This window comes from Flavobacterium esculini, from assembly GCF_048284325.1.
Classification (GTDB): Bacteria; Bacteroidota; Bacteroidia; order Flavobacteriales; family Flavobacteriaceae; genus Flavobacterium.
Window position 1 is genome coordinate 147,940 of sequence record NZ_JBLVPI010000002.1, and the last position, 22,337, is coordinate 170,276.

The 22,337-nt window shown below is 33.1% G+C and carries 17 protein-coding genes; 16 read left to right on the forward strand and 1 reads right to left on the reverse strand.

Annotated elements, in window-relative coordinates:
• Positions 1 to 21: 21 nt before the first annotated feature.
• The 15 genes from ACNQGG_RS02335 (at position 22) to ACNQGG_RS02405 (ending at position 19,276) form a co-directional block, all read left to right on the forward strand.
• Positions 22 to 2,304 carry an NADP-dependent malic enzyme gene (locus ACNQGG_RS02335; protein ID WP_417961157.1) on the forward strand — a complete coding sequence of 761 codons (2,283 nt, stop codon included), beginning with the start codon at positions 22 to 24 and terminating at the stop codon, positions 2,302 to 2,304.
• Positions 2,305 to 2,399: 95 nt separating this feature from the next.
• Positions 2,400 to 2,981 (forward strand): Holliday junction branch migration protein RuvA, encoded by a 582-nt coding sequence (gene ruvA, locus ACNQGG_RS02340; protein ID WP_417961159.1) that lies wholly within the window; start codon positions 2,400 to 2,402, stop codon positions 2,979 to 2,981.
• Between the two features lie 23 nt (positions 2,982 to 3,004).
• Positions 3,005 to 10,156 (forward strand): T9SS outer membrane translocon Sov/SprA, encoded by a 7,152-nt coding sequence (sov, locus tag ACNQGG_RS02345; protein WP_417961161.1) that lies wholly within the window; start codon positions 3,005 to 3,007, stop codon positions 10,154 to 10,156.
• 94 nt (positions 10,157 to 10,250) lie between these two features.
• Entirely contained in the window at positions 10,251 to 10,631 is a 381-nt protein-coding gene (gene gcvH, locus ACNQGG_RS02350) for a glycine cleavage system protein GcvH (protein WP_417961163.1), read from the forward strand.
• Positions 10,624 to 11,007, forward strand: a complete 384-nt coding sequence (locus ACNQGG_RS02355; protein ID WP_417961165.1) for a VanZ family protein — start codon at positions 10,624 to 10,626, stop codon at positions 11,005 to 11,007. Before gcvH ends, ACNQGG_RS02355 begins: the two co-directional genes overlap by 8 nt.
• Before the next feature lie 188 nt (positions 11,008 to 11,195).
• Positions 11,196 to 11,939: a deoxyribose-phosphate aldolase gene (gene deoC / locus ACNQGG_RS02360; protein WP_417961167.1), complete on the forward strand. Its 744-nt coding sequence runs from the start codon at positions 11,196 to 11,198 to the stop codon at positions 11,937 to 11,939.
• Positions 11,911 to 14,076 (forward strand): gliding motility protein RemB, encoded by a 2,166-nt coding sequence (locus tag ACNQGG_RS02365; RefSeq protein ID WP_417961169.1) that lies wholly within the window; start codon positions 11,911 to 11,913, stop codon positions 14,074 to 14,076. Before deoC ends, ACNQGG_RS02365 begins: the two co-directional genes overlap by 29 nt.
• Positions 14,077 to 14,182: 106 nt before the next feature.
• Entirely contained in the window at positions 14,183 to 15,085 is a 903-nt protein-coding gene (cyoE, locus tag ACNQGG_RS02370) for a heme o synthase (protein ID WP_417961171.1), read from the forward strand.
• A gap of 2 nt (positions 15,086 to 15,087) precedes the next feature.
• Positions 15,088 to 15,675, forward strand: a complete 588-nt coding sequence (locus ACNQGG_RS02375) for a cytochrome c oxidase subunit 3 (RefSeq protein WP_417961173.1) — start codon at positions 15,088 to 15,090, stop codon at positions 15,673 to 15,675.
• Positions 15,676 to 15,717: 42 nt separating this feature from the next.
• Positions 15,718 to 16,695: a cytochrome c oxidase subunit 3 gene (locus ACNQGG_RS02380; protein WP_417961175.1), complete on the forward strand. Its 978-nt coding sequence runs from the start codon at positions 15,718 to 15,720 to the stop codon at positions 16,693 to 16,695.
• 16 nt (positions 16,696 to 16,711) lie between these two features.
• Entirely contained in the window at positions 16,712 to 17,062 is a 351-nt protein-coding gene (locus tag ACNQGG_RS02385) for a cytochrome C oxidase subunit IV family protein (RefSeq protein WP_417961177.1), read from the forward strand.
• A 75-nt stretch (positions 17,063 to 17,137) separates the two neighbouring features.
• Entirely contained in the window at positions 17,138 to 17,779 is a 642-nt protein-coding gene (locus ACNQGG_RS02390; protein WP_417961179.1) for a hypothetical protein, read from the forward strand.
• A 12-nt stretch (positions 17,780 to 17,791) separates the two neighbouring features.
• Positions 17,792 to 18,478 carry an SCO family protein gene (locus ACNQGG_RS02395; RefSeq protein ID WP_417961181.1) on the forward strand — a complete coding sequence of 229 codons (687 nt, stop codon included), beginning with the start codon at positions 17,792 to 17,794 and terminating at the stop codon, positions 18,476 to 18,478.
• Positions 18,479 to 18,480: 2 nt separating this feature from the next.
• A complete protein-coding gene (locus ACNQGG_RS02400; RefSeq protein WP_417961183.1) occupies positions 18,481 to 19,023 on the forward strand; it encodes a DUF420 domain-containing protein in 543 nt (180 codons plus the stop codon).
• Between the two features lie 22 nt (positions 19,024 to 19,045).
• A complete protein-coding gene (locus ACNQGG_RS02405; protein WP_417961185.1) occupies positions 19,046 to 19,276 on the forward strand; it encodes a hypothetical protein in 231 nt (76 codons plus the stop codon).
• A gap of 16 nt (positions 19,277 to 19,292) precedes the next feature.
• Here the strand turns inward: ACNQGG_RS02405 and ACNQGG_RS02410 are convergent, their stop codons facing one another.
• A complete protein-coding gene (locus ACNQGG_RS02410; RefSeq protein ID WP_417961187.1) occupies positions 19,293 to 20,702 on the reverse strand; it encodes a DUF4403 family protein in 1,410 nt (469 codons plus the stop codon).
• A 226-nt stretch (positions 20,703 to 20,928) separates the two neighbouring features.
• Here ACNQGG_RS02410 and ACNQGG_RS02415 point away from each other — a divergent pair, with 226 nt between their 5' ends.
• Complete coding sequence (locus tag ACNQGG_RS02415; RefSeq protein ID WP_417961189.1) at positions 20,929 to 22,332, forward strand: TolC family protein; 1,404 nt, start codon at positions 20,929 to 20,931, stop codon at positions 22,330 to 22,332.
• Positions 22,333 to 22,337: the final 5 nt, after the last annotated feature.

Consider the following 22,337-nt stretch of genomic DNA (forward strand, 5'->3'; position numbering starts at 1 on the left):
ATAGAATAAAATCTAAAAACAATGGACAAAAACAGCAAAAGAAGAGAAGCATTATTATACCACGCAAAGCCTACTCCTGGTAAAATTCAGGTAGTTCCCACTAAGAAATATGCAACACAAAGAGATTTATCTTTGGCCTATTCCCCCGGTGTAGCCGAGCCATGTTTAGAAATTGCAAAAGATGTTAACAATGTTTATAAATATACAGCTAAAGGAAATTTAGTAGCAGTAATTACCAATGGTACAGCGGTATTAGGGCTAGGGGATATTGGTCCTGAGGCGTCTAAACCGGTAATGGAAGGTAAAGGATTATTGTTTAAAATTTTTGCTGATATTGATGTATTTGATATCGAAATTGGAACTAAAGATATTGAGGAATTTATCCAGACCGTTAAAAATATAGCACCAACTTTTGGTGGAATTAATTTAGAAGATATTAAAGCTCCGGAGTCTTTTGAAATAGAAAGAAGATTGGTTGAAGAGCTGAACATCCCGGTAATGCACGATGATCAACACGGAACAGCTATTATATCATCGGCTGCTTTGTTGAATGCATTAGAATTGGCTAATAAAAAATCAGAAGATGTGAAAATGGTGGTTTCCGGAGCGGGTTCTGCTGCTCTAGCTTGTGCCGATTTATATGTTTTATTAGGAGTAAAAGTTGAAAATATATTGATGTTTAACAGTAAAGGAGTTTTGACTAAAGACAATTCTTCTCTTTCTGTTTTGCAACAAAAATATGCCAGAGACATAAAACCAATGAGTCTTGAGGAAGCATTAGTTGGTGCGGATATCTTTTTAGGTTTGTCAACAGGTGGAATTATGTCTCCACAGATGTTGATGGGTATGGCAGAAAATCCAATCGTTTTTGCAATGGCAAATCCAGATCCTGAAATTGATTATAATCTGGCAGTTGCAACTAGAAAAGACGTTATCATGGCTACTGGACGTTCTGATTTTCCTAATCAGGTAAATAACGTTCTTGGATTTCCTTATATTTTTAGAGGAGCGCTTGATGTTCGTGCAACCAAAATTAATGAAGCCATGAAAATGGCAGCTGTAAAAGCACTGGCTTTATTGACAAAAGAATCAGTTCCAGAACAAGTAAATGTTGCTTATGGAGCAACTAAATTGGTTTTTGGAAAAGAATATATTATTCCTAAACCATTTGACCCAAGATTGATCACTATTGTGGCACCTGCTGTGGCAAAAGCAGCTATGGATTCAGGAGTAGCGTTAAATCCTATCACGGATTGGAAAAAGTATGAAGAAGAACTTTTAGATCGTTTAGGGAATGACAATAAAATGGTTCGATTGATTACCAATAGAGCTAAAATGGACCCAAAAAGAATCGTTTTTGCGGAAGCAGATCATTTAGATGTGCTTAAAGCGGCTCAAATTGTATTAGAAGAAGGAATTGGTTTTCCAATTTTATTAGGGAACAAAGAGATAATTTTAGAATTAAAAGAAGAACTAGGGTTTGATGCCGATGTTCAAATTATAGATCCAAAAATAAAAGAAGAAGAGCCTAGAAGAAATAAGTTTGCCAAAACCTATTGGTCATCCAGACAAAGGCGTGGAATATCATTATTGGATGCTCAGAAATTAATGCGTGAAAGAAATTATTTTGCAGCCATGATGGTCAATGAAGGTGAAGCAGATGCACTTGTTACGGGACATTCCAGAAGTTATCCATCTGTTGTGAAACCAATGTTGCAACTTATTGAGAAAGCTCATGGTGCTTCTCTTGTTGCCACCACAAATATGATGATGACCAGTCGTGGACCGATGTTTTTATCGGATACGGCGATAAATATAAATCCTTCTGCAGATGATTTAGCTAAAATTGCCATTATGACTGCAAAAACAGCCAAAATGTTTGGAGTAGAGCCGGTAATTGCAATGGTGTCGTATTCAAATTTTGGTTCTTCTACAAATGAAAGTGCCACTAAGGTGAGAGAAGCCGTGGATTATTTGCATAAAAACCATCCTGAAATGGTTATTGATGGTGAAATTCAAGCTGATTTTGCTTTGAATCCGGAAATGTTGAAGGCAAAGTTTCCGTTTTCTAAATTAGCAGGTAAAAAAGTTAATACATTGATTTTTCCTAATTTGGAATCAGCTAATATTACCTATAAACTTTTGAAAGAATTGAACAAGGTGGATTCAATAGGACCTATCATGTTAGGAATGGGAAAACCAGTTCATATATTTCAACTTGGCGCAAGCGTAGAAGAAATGGTAAATATGGCAGCTATAGCTGTAATTGATGCCCAAGAAAAAGAAAAGAAAAAGAATTTGTAATAGGATAGTTCTTTGATAAAAAGAGCATTTAAACAGATATATGTAGCGAAATTATGTGCTAATTTTATTATATTTGGTGACATATATTATAAAAAATGATTGCACATATACAAGGGAAATTAGTAGAAAAGACACCAACACAGGTAGTTATTGATTGTGGAGGCGTAGGATATCATGTAAATATATCCTTACATACCTACTCTTTACTCCCCAATACTGACTTTATAAAATTGTATACGCATCTTCAAATAAAAGAAGATGCGCATACTTTATTTGGTTTTGTAGAAAAATCAGAAAGGGAGATTTTTAAATTATTATTGTCAGTTTCTGGTATTGGTGCCAGTATTGCCAGAACTATGTTATCATCATTAGACCCAAAACAAATTACAAATGCTATTGCATCAGGTGATGTAATTACCATTCAATCTATAAAAGGAATTGGTAGTAAAACGGCACAAAGAGTAATACTTGATTTGAAAGAAAAAGTATTGAAATTGTATGATTTAGATGAAGTTTCTATGTCACAAAGCAATACAAATCGAGATGAAGCGTTATCTGCTTTGGAGGTATTAGGTTTTGTTCGAAAAACTTCAGAACGAATCGTAGAAAAAATTGTAAAAGAGGATCCAGATGCTTCTGTTGAATCTATTATTAAGAAAGCTTTAAAGAACTTATAAAAGGTACTCAAAACACGGATTATATGCATAAAATTTGTATTTTTTTGCTAGTCATATTTTGTGGTTTTGTATCGCAAGCTCAGGTAACACCGGCCGCTCAGGATACAATTAAAACGGGTTTCTCTACAGGAAAAGTCCAGTTAAAAGATCCTCAAAGTGTTCTCTCTGCTTACACATATGATCCTGTTACGGATAGGTATATTTATACCAATTCTGTAGATGGGTTTTCTATTAACTATCCTATTATTTTAACTCCAAAAGAGTATGAAAACTTGGTTTTGAAAGAATCTATGCGAGATTATTTCAAGAAAAAAGTAGATGCCATTGATGGAAAAAAAGAAGGCAGTGAAGCTGCCAAAAAAGATTTATTGCCAAGGTATTATGTAAAATCAGGGCTTTTTGAATCTATTTTTGGAAGTAATACTATTGACGTAAAACCTACCGGATCAATAGAAATGGATTTAGGAATGCGGTATACAAAACAAGATAATCCTTCATTTTCTCCTAGAAACAGATCCAATCTTTCTTTTGATTTTAATCAAAGAATAAGCATGAGTTTAATGGGAAAAGTGGGGACACGACTTAGTGTAAACGCTAATTACGATACTCAGTCTACTTTTGCTTTTCAAAATCTAATCAAGTTAGAATATGCACCTTCGGAGGATGATATTATTCAAAAAATTGAAGTTGGAAATGTAAGTATGCCTTTGAATAGCTCATTAATTAGAGGAGCGCAAAGTTTATTTGGTGTAAAAACACAATTGCAATTTGGGAAAACTACAGTTACAGGTATATTTTCGGAACAAAAATCGCAAACTAAAAGTTTAATTGCTCAAGGTGGCGGAACGATTCAGGACTTTGATTTGTATGCGCTAGATTATGATAATGACCGACATTTTTTCTTGTCTCAATATTTTAGAAACAAATACGATGCATCACTAAAAAATTATCCTTTCATTGATAGTAGGGTTCAGATTTCAAGATTGGAAATTTGGGTTACCAACAAGCAAAACAGGGTTAGCACAACAAATAACAATCTGCGGAATATTATTGCACTCCAGGATTTAGGAGAGGGCCAATTGACTGGTTTAGCAGACAATGAAGTAGTAGTTTTAGATCCTTCAACCGGGATGTTTAATAATCCTGTCAATTCTCCTTCTGATAATTCAAATAATGATTACGATCCTGCACAAATAAATGCAGGAACTGGTTTGTTGAATAATAACATACGAGAAATTGTTACTTCAAGTTCTGGATTTAATGTTACTGTAAGTGAAGGTCAGGACTATTCTAAATTAGAAAACGCCAGAAAACTAAATCCTAACGAATATACTTTTAATGCACAATTAGGATATATTTCATTGCAACAACGACTAGCCAATGATGAGGTCTTAGCCGTGGCGTATCAATATACAATTGGGGATAAAGTCTATCAAGTGGGTGAATTTGGTAATGATGGAGTAGATGCAACAGTTGTTACAGGAAATAGTAATAATTCAACTCAGGCAATTATTACGCAAAGTTTGATCTTGAAAATGCTGAAAAGTAATTTGACCAATGTCAAAAACCCTGTTTGGAACCTGATGATGAAAAATATTTATCAGATTCCGGGGGCATACCAAGTGAAACAGGAAGACTTTAGATTTAATATTCTTTATACGGATCCTTCAGCCTTAAACTACATTACAGAAGTCCCGGGAAGTCCTTTTCCGCCGAATCCATTGCCCGAAAATAAAGTGGCAGAAACTCCTTTGTTGAAAGTATTTAATTTAGATAAACTGAATTACAATAATGATCCACAAGCTGGCGGTGATGGTTTTTTTGATTTTATGCAAGGCTTGACGATTGACGCTCAAAACGGGAGGATAATATTCACAACCAAAGAGCCATTTGGAGAACTCTTGTTTTCTAAATTGTCAAATACGGGTTCAGGAGAAAATTATAATGATACCAACACATATAATCTTAATCAAAAGAAATACGTGTTTAGAAACATGTATCGCAATACACAATCCGGGGCTTTACAAGACAGTGAAAAAAATAAATTTTTATTAAGAGGAAAATATAAATCCTCAGGCGGTGACGGAATACCAATTGGAGCTTTTAATGTTCCCAGAGGTTCGGTTGTAGTAACGGCTGGAGGAAGAGTTCTGGTTGAAGGAATTGACTATAGTGTGAATTATCAATTGGGTAGGGTTCAAATTTTAGATCCTTCTCTTCAAGCTTCAAATACACCTATTGAAGTTTCTTTAGAAAACAATTCTATTTTTGGTCAGCAAACCAGAAGGTTTATGGGCGTAAATGTAGAGCATAAAATTTCTGACAATTTCTTAGTCGGAGCGACTTTTTTAAAAATGACAGAGAAGCCATTTACCCAAAAATCTAGTTTTGGTCAGGAATCTGTAAATAATACCATTTTTGGTTTTAATACTAATTTTTCTACTGAAGTTCCTCTTTTGACCCGATTAGTGAATAAATTGCCAAATTTAGATACTGATGTTCCTTCTAACCTTTCCATAAGGGGAGAAATTGCATTTTTGAAACCAGATTCGCCAAAAGCAGATCGTTTTGAGGGAGAATCAACTATTTATGTGGATGATTTTGAAGGTTCTCAATCGACCATCGATATGCGTTCCCCATATGCTTGGAGTTTATCATCGACCCCGGAGAAAAATGCGAGAAGCACATATGATTTTAATGGCAATGCTAACGATTTGAGTTATGGTTTTAAAAGAGCCAAGTTGGCTTGGTATTCAATAGACCCGGTATTTTATACTCAAAAACCGTCCGGAATCACAAATGAAGAATTATCTTTCAACACTACCAGAAGAATTTTTAGTGAGGAACTGTACCCTTTAACTGACATTGCACAGGGACAATCCCAAGTTGTAAACACATTGGATTTAAGTTATTATCCTTCTGATAGAGGTCCGTATAATAATAGTTCAAACGTTTCTACAAACCCGGCAAGTAATTTTGGGGGAATTATGAGATCATTAAATTCTACTAATTTCGAACAAGGAAACGTAGAATATATTCAATTTTGGGTGTTAGATCCATACGTAGGAAGCGGTCAAATACCGCAGTCAAATACAGGTAAAGTTTATTTCAATTTAGGTGAAGTTTCAGAGGATGTATTAAAAGATGGAAGGAAACAATATGAAAATGGACTTGGACCAGATCAGATATTGGCAAATCCACGATCAATTTGGGGAGATGTGCCTGCATCACAATCTTTGATTTATGCTTTTGATACAAATACAGCTAACAGAGCCAATCAAGATGTTGGTTTAGATGGTTTGGCTAATGCTAAAGAAGGTGCTATTTACAATAATTATACGTCTGATTCTGACCCTGCAGGAGATGATTATACCTATTATTTAAATGCCTCAGGGAATGTTTTAGAGAGATATAAAAAATACAATGGCGTAGATGGAAACTCCGCAGTTGATATTAACGATCCTAATCGAGGTTCTTCTACAGTTCCTGATGTAGAAGATATAAATAGGGACAATACAATGAATACTATCAATGCGTATTATGAATACAGTATTGATGTTAAGCCAAATATGAATGTGGGGGAAAATTACATTACTGATATACGAAGTACGCAAGTTACATTGCCAAACGGTTCTGTAACTGATGCCAGATGGATTCAATTTAAAATTCCTGTTTCACAACCTGAAAACACAATCGGTAATATCTCTGATTTTAGATCAATCCGTTTCATGAGAATGTTCATGACCGGTTTTAATGATCTGGTAACGGTTCGCTTTGGTGCTTTAGATTTAGTGAGAGGAGAATGGAGAAGATATACGAATACACTTGATTTTAATGATACAAATGTTGTTGATGATAAAACAACTTTAGATGTTTTAGCAGTGAATGTTCAAGAAAATAATGAAAGATGTCCCGTAAATTATATTACTCCTCCGGGGGTAGTTAGAGAGCAATTGTATAATAATAATACTGTTATCAACCAGAATGAGCAATCATTATCTTTAAGAGTATCTGGTGATGGATTGGAGCCAGAAGATTCGAGAGCTGTTTTTAAAAATGTGAGTATTGACATGCGTCAGTTCAAGAAATTGAAGATGTTCTTACATGCGGAATCTTTACCAAATGAAATTGCGCTTCGGGATAATCAAATGGTAGGTTTTATCCGTTTTGGAAATGATTTTACACAGAATTTTTATCAAATAGAAATTCCTCTAAAAGTTACTGTTCCTTCCTCGACTTCCAGTTCAGATTGTTCGGCTTTAAGTGCCGAAGCAGTTTGGCCTGAAGACAATGAGATTGATTTATCTTTAGCATTATTGACTAAATTGAAGATTCAGGCAATGAGTATCGATCCAAGTACGCTCCCGCTTGACGGAATTTATTATCAAAATGAAGAAGAATTAGATCCTTCTTTGGCTAACAAAAACAATAAGCTGAGATTGGGTATAAAAGGAAATCCTAATTTTGGATTAGCGCGAACATTAATGATTGGTGTAAAAAGTAACGAAACCCATCAAGATGTTAAAGGAGAAGTTTGGTTTAATGAACTTCGTTTAGCTGATATGGATAACCAGGGCGGTATGGCAGCCGTGTTGAATGTAGATTCAAATTTTGCTGATTTTGCTACAGTTTCTGCCACAGGTAAAAAAAGCACCATAGGTTTTGGAGCATTAGAAGAAGGTCCGAATGAAAGAAATCGTGAGGATACAAAACAATATAATATCGTAACGAATGTTAATTTAGGCAAATTATTACCTCCGAAATGGGGAATTAATTTACCGTTCAACTATGCTATTGGTGAAGAAATGATTACTCCAGAATATGACCCTTTTAATCAAGATATTAAATTAAAACAGTTATTAGATAATACTACAGATAAAGCGGAACGAGATAATATTCAAAGTCGAGCTACGGATTATACAAAACGTCAAAGCATCAATTTTATAGGTGTTAGAAAAGAAAGAAGACCAGAGCAAAAACAACATGTTTATGATCCGGAAAACTTCACTTTTTCGCAGTCTTTTAATCAAGTGGAACGTCATGATTTTGAAATCGAGGATTATGTGGATCAGCATGCAAATTCATCTGTCGATTATGCCTACAGTTTTCAGCCTAAGCCTGTAGAGCCTTTCAAGAAAACTGCTTTTATGAAGAAAAGTAATTATTGGAAATTACTGAGTGATTTCAACTTTAATTATCTGCCTTCAAACATATCTTTCAATACGAATATTATCAGACAGTACAATCGTCAGCAATTTAGACAAGTTGATGTTGAAGGAATTGGTCTTGATCCATTGTACAGAAGAAATTTTGCTTTCAATTATCAGTATGGTTTTAATTTTAATTTGACAAAATCGTTAAAATTAAATTATACGGCTTCCTCCAGTAATATTGTCAAAAGTTATTTAAACGAAAATAATGAACCAATTGATACTTTTACAATTTGGGATAGTTATTGGGATATTGGAGATCCTAATCAGCACATGCAGCAATTGGTAGTGAATTATGAGTTGCCAATTAATAAAATTCCGCTATTTAGTTTTATAAAAGCGAACTATTCTTATACAGGTGATTACAGTTGGCAACGTGCGTCCAATGCATTGTCTCAAATAGAAATTGAAGGGAATAGCTATAATTTAGGAAATACAGTTCAAAATGCAAGCTCAAATAATTTGAATGCTACATTCAATATGGATGCGTTTTATAAGTATTTGGGACTAACAAAAAACACAAATAAAGCAGCTGCTAAACCTAAGGTGACTGTACCGAAACCTGGAGAAAAAGTGGTGAATACAAATACACAACAAATTGCAAAGAGCAATAAATTTCTAGATGGTTTGATGGGTATTTTAACGAGTGTTAAAAATATCCAGATGAACTATACAGAGAATAGTGGGACGATATTGCCAGGATATACACCAGGTGTGGGGTTCCTTGGTTCATCGAGACCGTCATTAGGATTTATTTTTGGAAGCCAGGATGATGTGCGATATGAAGCAGCAAAGAACGGATGGCTGACCAATTATCCTGATTTTAATCAAAATTACTCGCAAGTAACCAATAAGTTATTTAAAGCTACCGCAAATGTAGATTTATTACCTGATTTAAAAATCGATTTGTCATTAGACAGAGCATATTCTAAAAATTTTTCAGAGCAATATGATGTTACAGATGGACAATATAATTCGAGATCTCCCTATAGTTATGGTCTTTTCTCAATTTCTACAGTCTTAATAAAAACATCTTTCTCAACAAGTGATGAAAATTCATCTACGGCGTTTGACGATTTTAGAAATAATAGACTTGCAGTAGCAAATCGATTGGCAACGCAGCGCGGGATAGATATCAATAATCCAGCAAATCTAGATGCAGAAGGATATCCTATAGGGTATGGTAAAAATAATCAAGCGGTATTGTTGCCTGCTTTTTTAGCGGCGTATTCAGGAACTAATGCAACGGATGTTTCACTTGGGATTTTTAGAAATTCCCCAATACCAAACTGGGCTGTAAAATACAATGGATTAATGCGTTATGCTTTTTTTAAAAAGAATTTCAAACGCTTTTCTATGCAGCATAGTTATAGAGCTTCTTATACTATTAATTCATTTAGATCTAATTTTGAATATGATAAAACGCCAAACGGAGTGGATGCGAGTGGTAATTTTTTCAACAGCACAATTATGTCAAACATCAATTTAGTGGAGCAATTTAGTCCGCTTGTCAGAATGGATTTTGAATTGAAAAGCTCCTTAAAAGTGCTAACCGAAATAAAAAAAGATAGAGCATTATCAATGAGTTTTGATAATAACTTATTGACGGAAGTAAAAGGAATTGAATATGTTGTAGGACTTGGTTACCGATTTAAAGATGTGATTTTCTCCTCCAGATTAGCGGACAACCCAACAGGAATTATAAAAAGTGATATTAACTTAAAAGGCGATCTTTCGTATCGAAACAACCAAACGATTGTTCGGTATTTGGATTATGATAACAATCAGTTGGCAGCAGGACAAAATATTTGGTCTTTAAAAATTACTGCAGACTATGCATTCAGTAAAAATTTGACAGCAATTTTCTATTACGACCATTCATTTTCGAAAGCGGTAATATCAACTTCTTTTCCCTTAACAAATATTAGATCTGGATTTACGTTACGTTATAATTTTGGAAATTAATTTTTTTAAAATCTAAACAAGATTTGAATTGAGATTGTTACATTTGTCACCTAAAATTCAATTATCAAATTAATAATTATCAATTAGTATTTATATGAATATACCAGAAAATTTAAAGTACACTAAAGATCACGAATGGGTTAGTATTGAAGGCGATATTGCAACAATAGGAATTACTGATTTTGCGCAAAAGGAATTAGGGGATATCGTGTATGTTGAGGTGGAAACTTTAGACCAGACTTTAGAAAAAGATGAAGTTTTTGGAACTGTTGAGGCAGTTAAAACTGTTTCTGATTTGTTTCTTCCATTGTCAGGTGAGATTGTCGAGTTTAATGATGCATTAGAAAACAAACCAGAAAGTGTTAATTCAGACCCTTATGGAGCGGGATGGATGATAAAAATAAAGATTGCAAACGAAGCTGAAATAGATTCGTTGCTTTCAAGTGAATCTTACAAAGAACTTATTGGTGCTTAAGCAATTCTATTTTTGGGCGGCTTTATCTTGGACAGTATTGATAGTCTTTTTTTGTTTAATTAAATCAAGCGATATTCCTGCTATCCAGATTATGAATTTAGATAAAGTTGTTCATTTTTCTTTTCATTTTGTGTTTACATTGCTTTGGTTTTTCTTTTTTAAGAAGCAAATGAATAGTTTAGATGTCTTTAAGCCTTTAGTATTATCATTTGTATTTTCCATTTTTTTTGGGATAGCAATTGAAATTATACAAGCCTTTTTTACAACAACTAGAAAAGGAGATTTTTTTGATGTTTTAGCAAATTTATCTGGAGGGATACTCTCTGTTTGTGTAATTTTGTTTTTTAATAAGTACACGAGCTTAAATAAAGCATGATGCATATTATGGTCCCACTTCGGTGGGATTTTTTGTATATAAAAATGATTTTATTTTTATATACATTCAATAAATTTTTAAAATAAGATTGCATCTTTACGAAGTAGTTATTAATAGTAATTTAAATGTGAATTTAAAATGTATTTTTGCTAATTAGATTTTAATTAGATCGTAAAATCACAGGAAAAATGAATATTAAGCAATATTTAGATTCTACTTATTTAAAAACCGCATCACAAGCAGGTCTAAGTGAAGCTGATAATACTATTGTTGCTGAAAAATTTATTCAAGAAGCCATCGAAGAGTGTTTTAAGCTTATTATGATTCGGCCAGATATCGTTTCTATTGCAAAAAAAAAGATTACTGATGCTAATTCAAATTTACAAATTGGTACAGTGATTGATTTTCCGGAAGGGAAGTCTAGTGTAGATGAAAAAATTTCTGAGGCAATTCAAGCGATTGAAGACGGAGCCGATGATTTGGATTTCGTTTGTAATTACGAAGCGTTTAAAAATGGTAGCATTGATTTGGTTAAGGATGAAGTCCTAAAATGCACGTTATTGGGACTGGAAAATAATAAGGTTGTAAAATGGATTATAGAAGTGGCTGCACTAAATGATAAACAGATTATACAATTGTCTGCTTTGATAAAAAATGTAGTTATTTCAAATTTCAAAGAAGAATTGTACCAATCGGTTTTTGTAAAATCATCAACAGGGTTTTATAAAACGGAAGGTGATTTGCCAAATGGAGCCACAATTCCATCCATTATTATGATGTTGGAAAATGCTTCGCCACTTCCAGTAAAAGCAGCTGGCGGTGTAAGAAGTTATAAAGAGGCTGTTGAAATGATACGACTGGGTGTAAAACGAATCGGAACCTCAGTAGCTAAAGCAATTGCTGATGGGCAAAATTCACAAATTGATTACTAAATTCACAAAGAAAACCAATATGAAAAAAGGTTTGTCAACGTTACTCTTATCGTTTTATTCGTTTTTTATTTATTCCCAAGATTATAGAGAGACTCAATCAGGTATTTCAGCTGAACGGTTTCCTGTTTTTTTGAATTGTGAAAACTTGCAATCTAAGGAGTTGGAAAAATGTTTTTATTATCAAGTTCAAAATTTTGTATTCCAAAATTTTAAAGTTCCAGAAAATTTGAAACAAAATAATTTCAAAGGTAGTGTAGAAGTACTTTTCGAAGTGGACAGTAATGGTATTTTTAAAGTGATTTATGTAAATGCTACTGATGAGGATTTGATAAAAGAAACTAAACGGGTTTTTGGGGCATTTCCAAAGATTAAACCATCAACTTATAATGGGAAACCAACGTATTCTAAATTTACAATTGTAATTGCTATTCCAATAAAAAGTCCGGAACAGTTAGCTTCGGAAGCCATTGCTCGAGCTGAAATTTTACCAAAAGAAACAAAACAGCTTACAGAATTAGATAGTATTGTTTATAAAAAATTCAATAGTCCACAGTTCGAAAGTCATTTGAGTATTCCTTTTTCGCATAGTTATTATTCTCAGTTTGATGCTTCTTTAAATCAAGTTGGGATTAATAATCACACTGCATCAAAACCGTATACTTATGTAGAGGTTTCAAAATATTATGATCTTAAAGCCGTAAATGATAAACTAAAGAAAAATGTTTCTGGATGGTGGGCAAGAAAATTATGGAATGAAAGTACGGTTGAAATCCAAGGAGAGGACTATTGGTTCACGTTGAATCCTATATTGGATTTACAAGTTGGTAAAGCATCACAAACCAAAGCGAGTTACACTTACGTAAACACACGAGGGATTAATTTTCGAGGTGGTTTGGGGAAACAAATTAATTTCTCTACTACAGTTTTTGAAAGCCAAGGGCGCTTTGCGGATTATTACAATCGTTATGCGGAGTCTATACGGCCAGCGGGAGGGAATCCTGCAATTATTCCAGGTATGGGAATTGCTAAAGATTTCAAAACGGATGCCTATGATTTTCCTTTGGCGGAAGCCAATATAACTTTTGCACCCAGTAAATATTTTGATTTGCAATTGGGTTATGGAAGAAACTTTATTGGAGATGGCTACCGTTCTTTATTAGAAAGTGATGGAGCGAGTCCGTATCCGTATTTCAAAATTAATACTAATTTCTGGAAAATAAAGTACACCAATACCTATATGTGGCTTAAAGATGTTCGGCCAGAAGTTACACTTGAAAAAACGTATGCTACAAAATTTATGGCAAATCACTATTTGAGTTGGAATGTATCGAATAAATTTAATCTAGGTTTATTTGAATCGGTAATTTGGACAAATACGAATGACAGAGGATTTGATGTGAATTTTGTAAATCCAATTATCTTCTATCGTTCAGTAGAGTTTGCCTCTTCTGCTAGAAGCGGAAATGCAGTTTTAGGATTAACCTATAAATACAAATGGAATAATCAAATAAATGCATATGGACAATTTATTCTTGATGAATTCTCTCTTGGAGATGTTAAAAGAGGCGATAACAGTTGGAAAAATAAATTTGGGTATCAGTTAGGCGTTAAATATTATAATGCTTTTCAGGTTGATAATTTAATAATGCAATTAGAATACAACCACGTACGTCCTTATGTCTATTCTCATAGTAATCCTATTACCAATTATGCACATAACAATCAAAGTGTAGGACATCAATGGGGTGGAAATTTCAAAGAGTTTATAGCAATTGCCCATTATCATAAAGACAGGTATTTTGCTGATGCAAAAATAACAATGGGTACCCGTGGATTGGATTTTGATACAACTCAAGATAGTTTTAATTACGGAGGAAATATCTATAAGGATTATGATGAAAAGAGAGCTTTGGATAGCGGTGTAAAAGTAGGGCAAGGAAATAAAACGGCTGTTTTTATTGCTGACATACAAGCAGGATATTTGATAAACCCAGCAACTAATCTAAAACTTTTCGGAAGCTATATTTATAGAAATTTTGATCCAACAAAGAATACGGTAACTACTTTTACGGAAAGCACTAATTGGTTTACTTTAGGAATACGTTCCGATGTTTTTAATTGGTATTTTGATTATTAGCCTTAGTTTTATTTTTAAAAGAACTTTTTTATGAATTGTTTTTTGTCAAATCCTTTTTGATACGCTACTTTTGCAAAAGTTTTTACAAAGAAAATAAACATTAGTATTGAACGCAACACAAAACACCCTTTCATTAAAATCTATTTATATTGATTTCCGCGAAATAACCAAAGCACGTCTTGCTGTTAGCGTCGTGTTTTCGTCCATTGCGGGATTTATGCTTGGGATTGCTGATATTCATTCTTTCAGTTGGATGGTATTGTTGAAGCTGGCTATTGGTGGCTATTGTATGGTAGGGGCTTCTAATGCTTTTAATCAGGTTATTGAAAAAGATTTAGATGCTTTGATGGATCGCACAAAAAATCGTCCCGTTCCGGCAGGCAGAATGTCTTCTACTACAGCTTTGATTATTGCAAGTCTTCTTACTATTATTGGAATTGTACTGCTGTACACAATCAATTCTAAAACTGCCATGTTTGGCGCAATTTCTATATTTCTTTATACAAGTGTTTACACGCCTTTGAAAACGATGACGTCGTTATCAGTTTTTGTAGGGGCATTTCCTGGTGCAATTCCTTTTATGTTGGGATGGGTTGCTGCAACGGGAGAATTTGGTATAGAAGCAGGAACTTTATTTTTAATTCAATTTTTCTGGCAGTTTCCACATTTTTGGGCTATTGGATGGTTTTTATATGAAGATTATGAAAAAGCAGGGTTTTTTATGCTTCCTACGGGGAAAAAAGATAAATCGACCGCCTTGCAAATCATTCTGTATACAGTTTGGCTTATTATAGCTTCGCTTTTACCAGTTTTGGGATATACAGGCCAGTTGTTTATTACACCAATAGCGGCTGTTATTGTATTTTTGCTTGGGCTTTGGATGCTTTATTATGGAGTACAATTATACAAATTGAGAACAGCAAAAGCAGCGAGAACTTTAATGCTGGTGAGTGTTTCTTATATTACATTATTACAATTGGTTTATATATTTGATAAATTTTTAAGATAGTTATGGAAATTACAATGACAACAGACGAGCATAAATCCAGAACAGCACGGTCATACAAGTTGATACTGCTGTTTGCAATGGTTAGCATGACCATGATGTTTGCAGGGCTTACAAGTGCTTTTGTGGTAAGTAAATCTAGAGCCGATTGGTTGAAGGATTTTCAATTACCAACCGCTTTTTACTTTAGTACTGTTGCAATCATAGGATGCAGTATTACTTTTCATTTGGCAAAAAAAGCGATTCAAAAAGACAATCAAAAGGTGACAACTATATTTCTTTTGTCTACCTTAGCATTGGGGATTTTATTTGTGATTTTGCAATTTGCAGGCTTTAGCCAAATAGTATCAAATGGGTATTATTTTACAGGAAGTGAGAGTTCAATAACGACAACTTTTTTATATATTGTTACCGTTGTGCACTTGGCTCACCTTGCTGGCGGTCTAATTTCGTTGCTAATTATAATTTATAATCATTTTAAACAAAAATACAATTCAACTCAAACTCTTGGAATTGAACTAGGTGCAATGTATTGGCACTTTCTTGATTTCTTATGGGTTTATTTATTTTTATTTTTATATTTCTTTAAATAATAAAAAAACGTAAATTTGGGAACTTTTTAACGAATAACTTATATGGAAGCGACAGTTACTACTGCAAATAGTGAAGAAAAAACTTGGGGAGGCGGAACAGAGCCAATGGGAGCGGATTATGGCAAATTGATGATGTGGTTTTTTATCGTATCAGATGCCTTAACATTCTCTGGATTTCTAGCAGCTTATGGATTTTCTAGATTTAAATTTATTGAGACATGGCCATTGGCCGATGAAGTGTTTACTCACTTTCCATTTATGCACGGAGTATCAGCTCCGATGTATTATGTAGCATTAATGACATTTATTTTGATTTTTTCATCTGTAACAATGGTTTTGGCTGTTGATGCAGGTCATCAAATGAAGAAAAACAAAGTGGTTATTTACATGTTTTTAACAATCATTGGAGGTATAATCTTCGTTGGTTCACAAGCATGGGAATGGAAGAATTTTATAAAAGGTGAATACGGTGCCATTGAGACAAAAGGAGGTAGTTTACTTCAGTTTGTTGATAAAGAAGGACATCGTGTAGCACTTGCTGATTTTGCAGCAACTTTGCCTGAAGAAAGAGAGCAATTGACTCGAAACAAAGGGAAATGGTTCATGGATGAATCTTCTTTGCCAGCTTATTCAGTTGCCGAAGTTCAAGCAGGTTTCAAAGCACATCCTGATCTTTTGATTAGAACAGAAACCATAACTGCTGAAAAAAAGAAAACAGTTCTTTCTAGAAAAGATTCTGAATTAAGATTAAGTCAAGCTAGTTTAGTTATAGAAGGAGCTAACTTAACTCACAATGAATACGGAAGTAAATTATTTGCTGATTTCTTTTTCTTTATCACAGGGTTTCACGGATTTCACGTATTTTCAGGAATCATTATTAATATCATTATATTTTTTAATGTTTTAGTAGGAACTTATGAGAAAAGAGGTAGTTATGAAATGGTTGAAAAAGTGGGGTTATACTGGCACTTTGTCGATTTGGTTTGGGTATTTGTATTTACGTTTTTCTACTTAGTTTAATTTTAGATTTATCATTATGTCACACGAACATGTTTCTAATACAAAAAGGATTTGGACAGTTTTTGGTCTCTTATCTGTAATAACGATTGTTGAGGTAATTTTTGGAATTATTAAACCTGACTTTCTTTACATGAATAGCTTTATGGCAATGAGTTTACTAAACTGGTTGTTTATAATCTTAACACTTGTAAAAGCATATTATATTGTATGGGCTTTCATGCACATGGAAGGAGAGAAAAGTACACTAAAAAATGCAGTTGTTTTACCAGTAATTTTTTTAATATTATATTTACTTTTCATTCTTTTGACTGAAGGGAATTATATTTATGAGGTTTTTAAGAATTCTACGATTAAATGGAATTTTTAACAAGATATTAATTCAAAAAAAGGGTACGCATTGCGTGCCTTTTTTTATTTTTGTACTTTAAATTTTATCATTGTAATGAAAAAGAATATTGTCCTTTTTGTCCTTTTTATTTTGCCTATCGTTGCCTATCTTTTTTTTGCATCGGGTATAAATAGTTTTACGAGGTTACCTGTTATTACCCCTAAAGTTGCTGATTTTGGAGAATGGAAATCTTTAAAAGGTGAAAAAGTTAGCTTAAATAATAAAATAACCATCTTAGGATTTTCTGGTTCTGAAATTTTAAAAAACAGAGGTAATTTTTTTAATTTAAATGAAAAAATATACCAGCGATACCATACTTTCAAAGATTTGCAATTTGTTGTGGTTTGTCCTTTAGGTACTGAAGAGGATTCTAAAAAGGTTGTTGATGCATTAGGTGCTTTTACAGATGTGAGTCAATGGCATTTTGTTTTTGCTTCTCCTAAGGAAATAAATGCTTACTACAATCAACTTAAACTTGTAGGCAAGCTGGATAAAAATCTTGGTACTCCAAATGTTTATATTGTAGATAAAGAAAGAAATCTTAGAGGAAGAAAAGAAAAGAAAGAGTATAAGGAAGGGTATAATACATTTCATCCTGCTGATTTGAGTAATGAAATGCTAGATGATTTTAAAGTAATTTTGTATGAGTATCGTGCAGCACTTAAAAAAAATCATAACGCTACAAAGGAACTTTAATTCTTAGAATTTATGCTTAAAAATAAATCATACATAGGGATTTCCTTTATTATTTTACTTTTTGGGATTTATGCAGTGCCAAAAATAATTGATAGGATACAGAATGACGATGTTGTAAAAGGAGATCGTTTGGATAAAATTGGTGAGACAAAAAAGGATGATGGTAAATTAGTGAGAATTGGTCCCGCTCCAAAATTTGAATTAGTAAATCAGGATAATATAAAAATTACGAATGAGACCTATAAAGGAAAAGTTTACGTTTTAGAATTTTTTTTTACTACCTGTCCTTCAATTTGTCCAAAGATGAATTTAAGTATGTTGGCTATTGAAAACTCTTTCTTTGGAAACCCTAATTTTGGAATTGTTTCTATTACTATTGATCCAATTCATGATACGCCGGCCATTTTGAAAAAGCACGCTAAATTATTAGGGGTAAAATCATCTAATTGGAATTTCCTTACAGGTGATAAGGATTATATTTTTGATATTGCAAATAAAGGTTTTAATCTTTATGTTGGAGAAAATAGTAAAGTAAGTGGGGGTTTTGAGCACTCAGGATTATTTGCTTTGATAGATAAAAATGGTTTTATCCGTTGTAGAAAAGATGATTTTGGTAATCCTATCTTATATTATGACGGATTAGATAAAAAAGGCGTTAGGGATATTCAACAAGATATTAATATTTTATTAAAAGATTAAACATGGAAGAGAATTCACTTGAACAAAAATTCAGTAAATTTATTATAATTGTTTCAATTGTAATTCCTGTAGTAGTGGCTATTTTATTTGGAGTGAAACTAAAAGATTTTGGTTACAATGTGGAACCACTTTCTTTTTTACCACCTATTTATGCAACTACAAATGGATTAACTGCTGCTATTTTGGTTTTTGCCGTAATTGCAATTAAAAAAGGTAAAAGAAAACTTCACGAACAGTTAATGACAAGTGCAATTGCATTGTCAGTATCCTTTTTGGTGATGTACGTTGCTTATCATATGACTGCTGACTCTACTAAATTTGGTGGTGAAGGAGTTATTAGATATGTGTATTTCTTCATTTTGATAACACACATTATCTTATCCATAGCGATTATTCCACTTGTTATGATTACTTATGTGAGAGCTTTGGCTACTAAATTTGATAAACACAAAAAGATAGCCAAAATTACATTCCCAATTTGGTTATATGTGGCAGTTACAGGTGTAGTTGTTTTCTTAATGATTTCACCATATTATGTTCAATAAAGATAAAATGAAAAAGATTGTAATGCTACGGTTCTCAAGATTTGTAAAGACGAGTTTCTTTTTTCTTGTTTCTTTCTTCTTATACTTACCCGTAAATGCTCAGTGCGCTATGTGTCGTGCGGCATTGTCAGGTGAAGGAAATAAAGATAAAGCTGCCGCAGTTAATGATGGGATTGTTTACTTGATGATAATACCGTATATTTTGGTCGGTGTAATAGGCTATACTGTTTATTGCATGAAAAAGAATAAATAAAAGTGATTTATTCAAGTTATTTTAAACCATCCACCGATACATTTACTGCTCCTTTTACTTTTATAAAAGCAATTATAGCCTGATTGGTTAGTTCTATTTTTTGGAATTGAATATCCTCCATTTTCCCGTTTACAAAAACACCCGGCATTGGTGAATAATTTTTCAAATAATTCATCATGCTTTTTTTGCCTTCGTCTAAATTTGGTTTAATCGAATAGCGACAACTTTGCTGAATTTTTCTTAAGACCAATCCTTGAGCCAGCCAATTAGCGGTACGCATTAATTTGTTCTTTGTGTCCAAGGCATAATCCAATTTGTCAAAAAATACTTCTTTCGTTTTGTCATTATATTGTGGGAAACCTGCCAGATAAATGGTTCCGTTTACAGATCCCAATACATCTAAGGCAATTATCATTTTGCCGTTCTTGTGCCAAATAGCTACGTTTTGAACTTTAACTTTCTTACTTCCAGAACCAAATTCCTGTCCGGAGAAATTGGTAGTCATTATTTTTGAAGCTTCGTCATAAGGAGAAACGGCAACAATATTTGCGGTTATTTCTTCTGGAATTTTTATGACGGGTTTTAAAACAATTTTGTTTTTGTCAAATTTTGATTCGGGTTTCTTGCCTATCAATGTTTCCATAGTACATTTCATACCCATGTCTAGCAAAAAAGTATCGTTTTTTAGTTTGGCAGTAGTAGAATAGATTTCAATTGGAACAATACGAAGCCAGCTCTGATATTCTTCATTCATTTGAAAAGGGGTGCAAATTTTTTCTAATGCGGAAAGAACATTAGGTTTGAAATCCATAGCTTTTGCTATAGCATCGTCAATCTTTTTTTCAATTTTAGATTTAAAAAGTTTGATTCCAGGATTAATCAGGTAAGTTACAGGCACATTTTTCCCAAAAATGGACATCGTTGGGCTTTCGTTCCAGTCTAATGATTTTAGTTCGGTTTTAGTGTTTAGTTTCCAGTTAATCAATCCGGTTTCACTTATTAAAGTCACCACGCCGTCCAGATTGAATTCTCGTGTGTCATAAAATTCAACACCCATTTTTTTTGTGCCAATTCTATATTTTACAATAGCCTTCAGCGGTAAAATAGTTTTTATTTTATCTCCAGCAACTCCTTTGTCATTTGTAATCGTAATTGGTGCTTGTTTCCAAACTTTCATTTCTATGCCGTCATCATCAATATTGTTATCCTCATAGATTAATCCATTTAAGATGGAGTTTGTTTGGTTTTCAATGTCTTTTAGTTTTATGCTAATCGGCAAATTAATAAAAGAGGGAATGTTTTCGTAAACTAAGGGAATAGCATCATCGGGTTCCGGTTTTAATGTAGCTATTTTTTGAGAAGTGGAACAACCGGAAATCAATAAGATAAGTGCAATCGAGAATAAGAATGAAAAGAATTTCAGCATTTTAGTTTAGTTTAAAAGACAAAATTAACAAAACAAATATATTTTTAGTATTTTTTGTAACAAATGCTAATTTTCAAAGTCTAATTGTTTTTATAACGGATTCTGTTGTGAATTATTTTATAATATTTCTAAGTTCTTTAATAGAAAAACTTAAATTTGTTTAGCAGTGATACTGCACTTTTATTCGAAATATATGGGAAAAAGAAGTTTTCTTAGTTTAATTCTAATGTTAGTTTTTAGCATTACCATTCAGGCACAATCTAAAAAGTGGACCTTGGAAGAATGTGTGAAATATGCGATACAAAACAATATTTCAATCAAGCAAACCGAATTAGATTCCAAAACGGCTGCAATTGATAAAAAAGGGGCAATAGGAAATTTTCTGCCTTCTTTAAATGCCAATGCTTCTCACTCTTGGAATATTGGTTTGAATCAGGATATTACAACAGGACTTTTACAGAATAAAACGACTCAGTTTACTTCTGCAGGAGCAAATATAGGGGTTGATATTTACAAAGGATTACAAAATCAAAATACACTTCGTAAAGCCAATCTTTCGATAGTTGCAGCGAAATATCAATTACAAAAAATGCAGGAAGATGTAGCGCTAAATGTTGCCAATGCCTTTTTACAGATTCTTTTTAATAAAGAGAATTTAAAAGTGCAACAGGAACAATTAGGGATCAATCAAAAACAATATTCACGTTCAGAAGAATTAGTCAATGCAGGATCAATTCCTCGTGGTGATTTATTGGATATAAAAGCGACTGTTGCATCGAATAATCAAAATGTTATTGCAGCTGAGAATGCTTTATTAATTTCAAAATTGAGTTTAGCTCAATTATTGCAATTAAAAGAATTTGAGCATTTTGATATCATTGATGATACTAATGCTAAAGATGAAAACAATATTTTAGCACAAACTCCAGCAGTAATCTACGATAAGGCAAAAGAAAATAAAATCGAATTGAAAATTGCCAAAACCAATTTGGAGATAGCGGAGAAGAATGTTGCTATTGCAAAAGGGGCTTTTCAACCGACGCTGCAAGGATTCTATAGTTTTAGTTCCAGAGTTGCTTACAGTGACAGAATTATAGGTGTTCAGCCCAATACGTCAAATCCTACATCTGTAGTTGGGTATGTACAAGGGACAAACCAAAATGTTTTGCAAAATAATTTTTCTCCCGTATTAGGAAATGCATTGCCATTTTGGGATCAATTTAGTAACAACAAAGGACAATCTTTTGGGGCGCAATTGTCTGTTCCAATTTTTAATGGGTTTTCAGCAAGAAATAATGTGGAGCGTTCTAAAGTAAGTTTAGAAAAATCAAAAATTGCATTAGAACAACAGGATTTGGACCTGCAAAGAAATGTTTTTACAGCCTTTACAGATGCGAAAGGAGCTTTGAATGCTCATGAATCTTCCATTATAGCATTAGAATCAAGACAGGAAGCTTATAATTATGCAAAAGAAAAATATGCAGTGGGATTGATGAATTCTTTTGATTTCAACCAATCACAAACGTTACTTACTAATGCACAATCAGAGGTTCTTAGAACAAAATACGATTACATTTTTAAAATTAAAATTTTAGAATTCTATTTTGGAATTCCAATCATTAAAAACTAGATTAT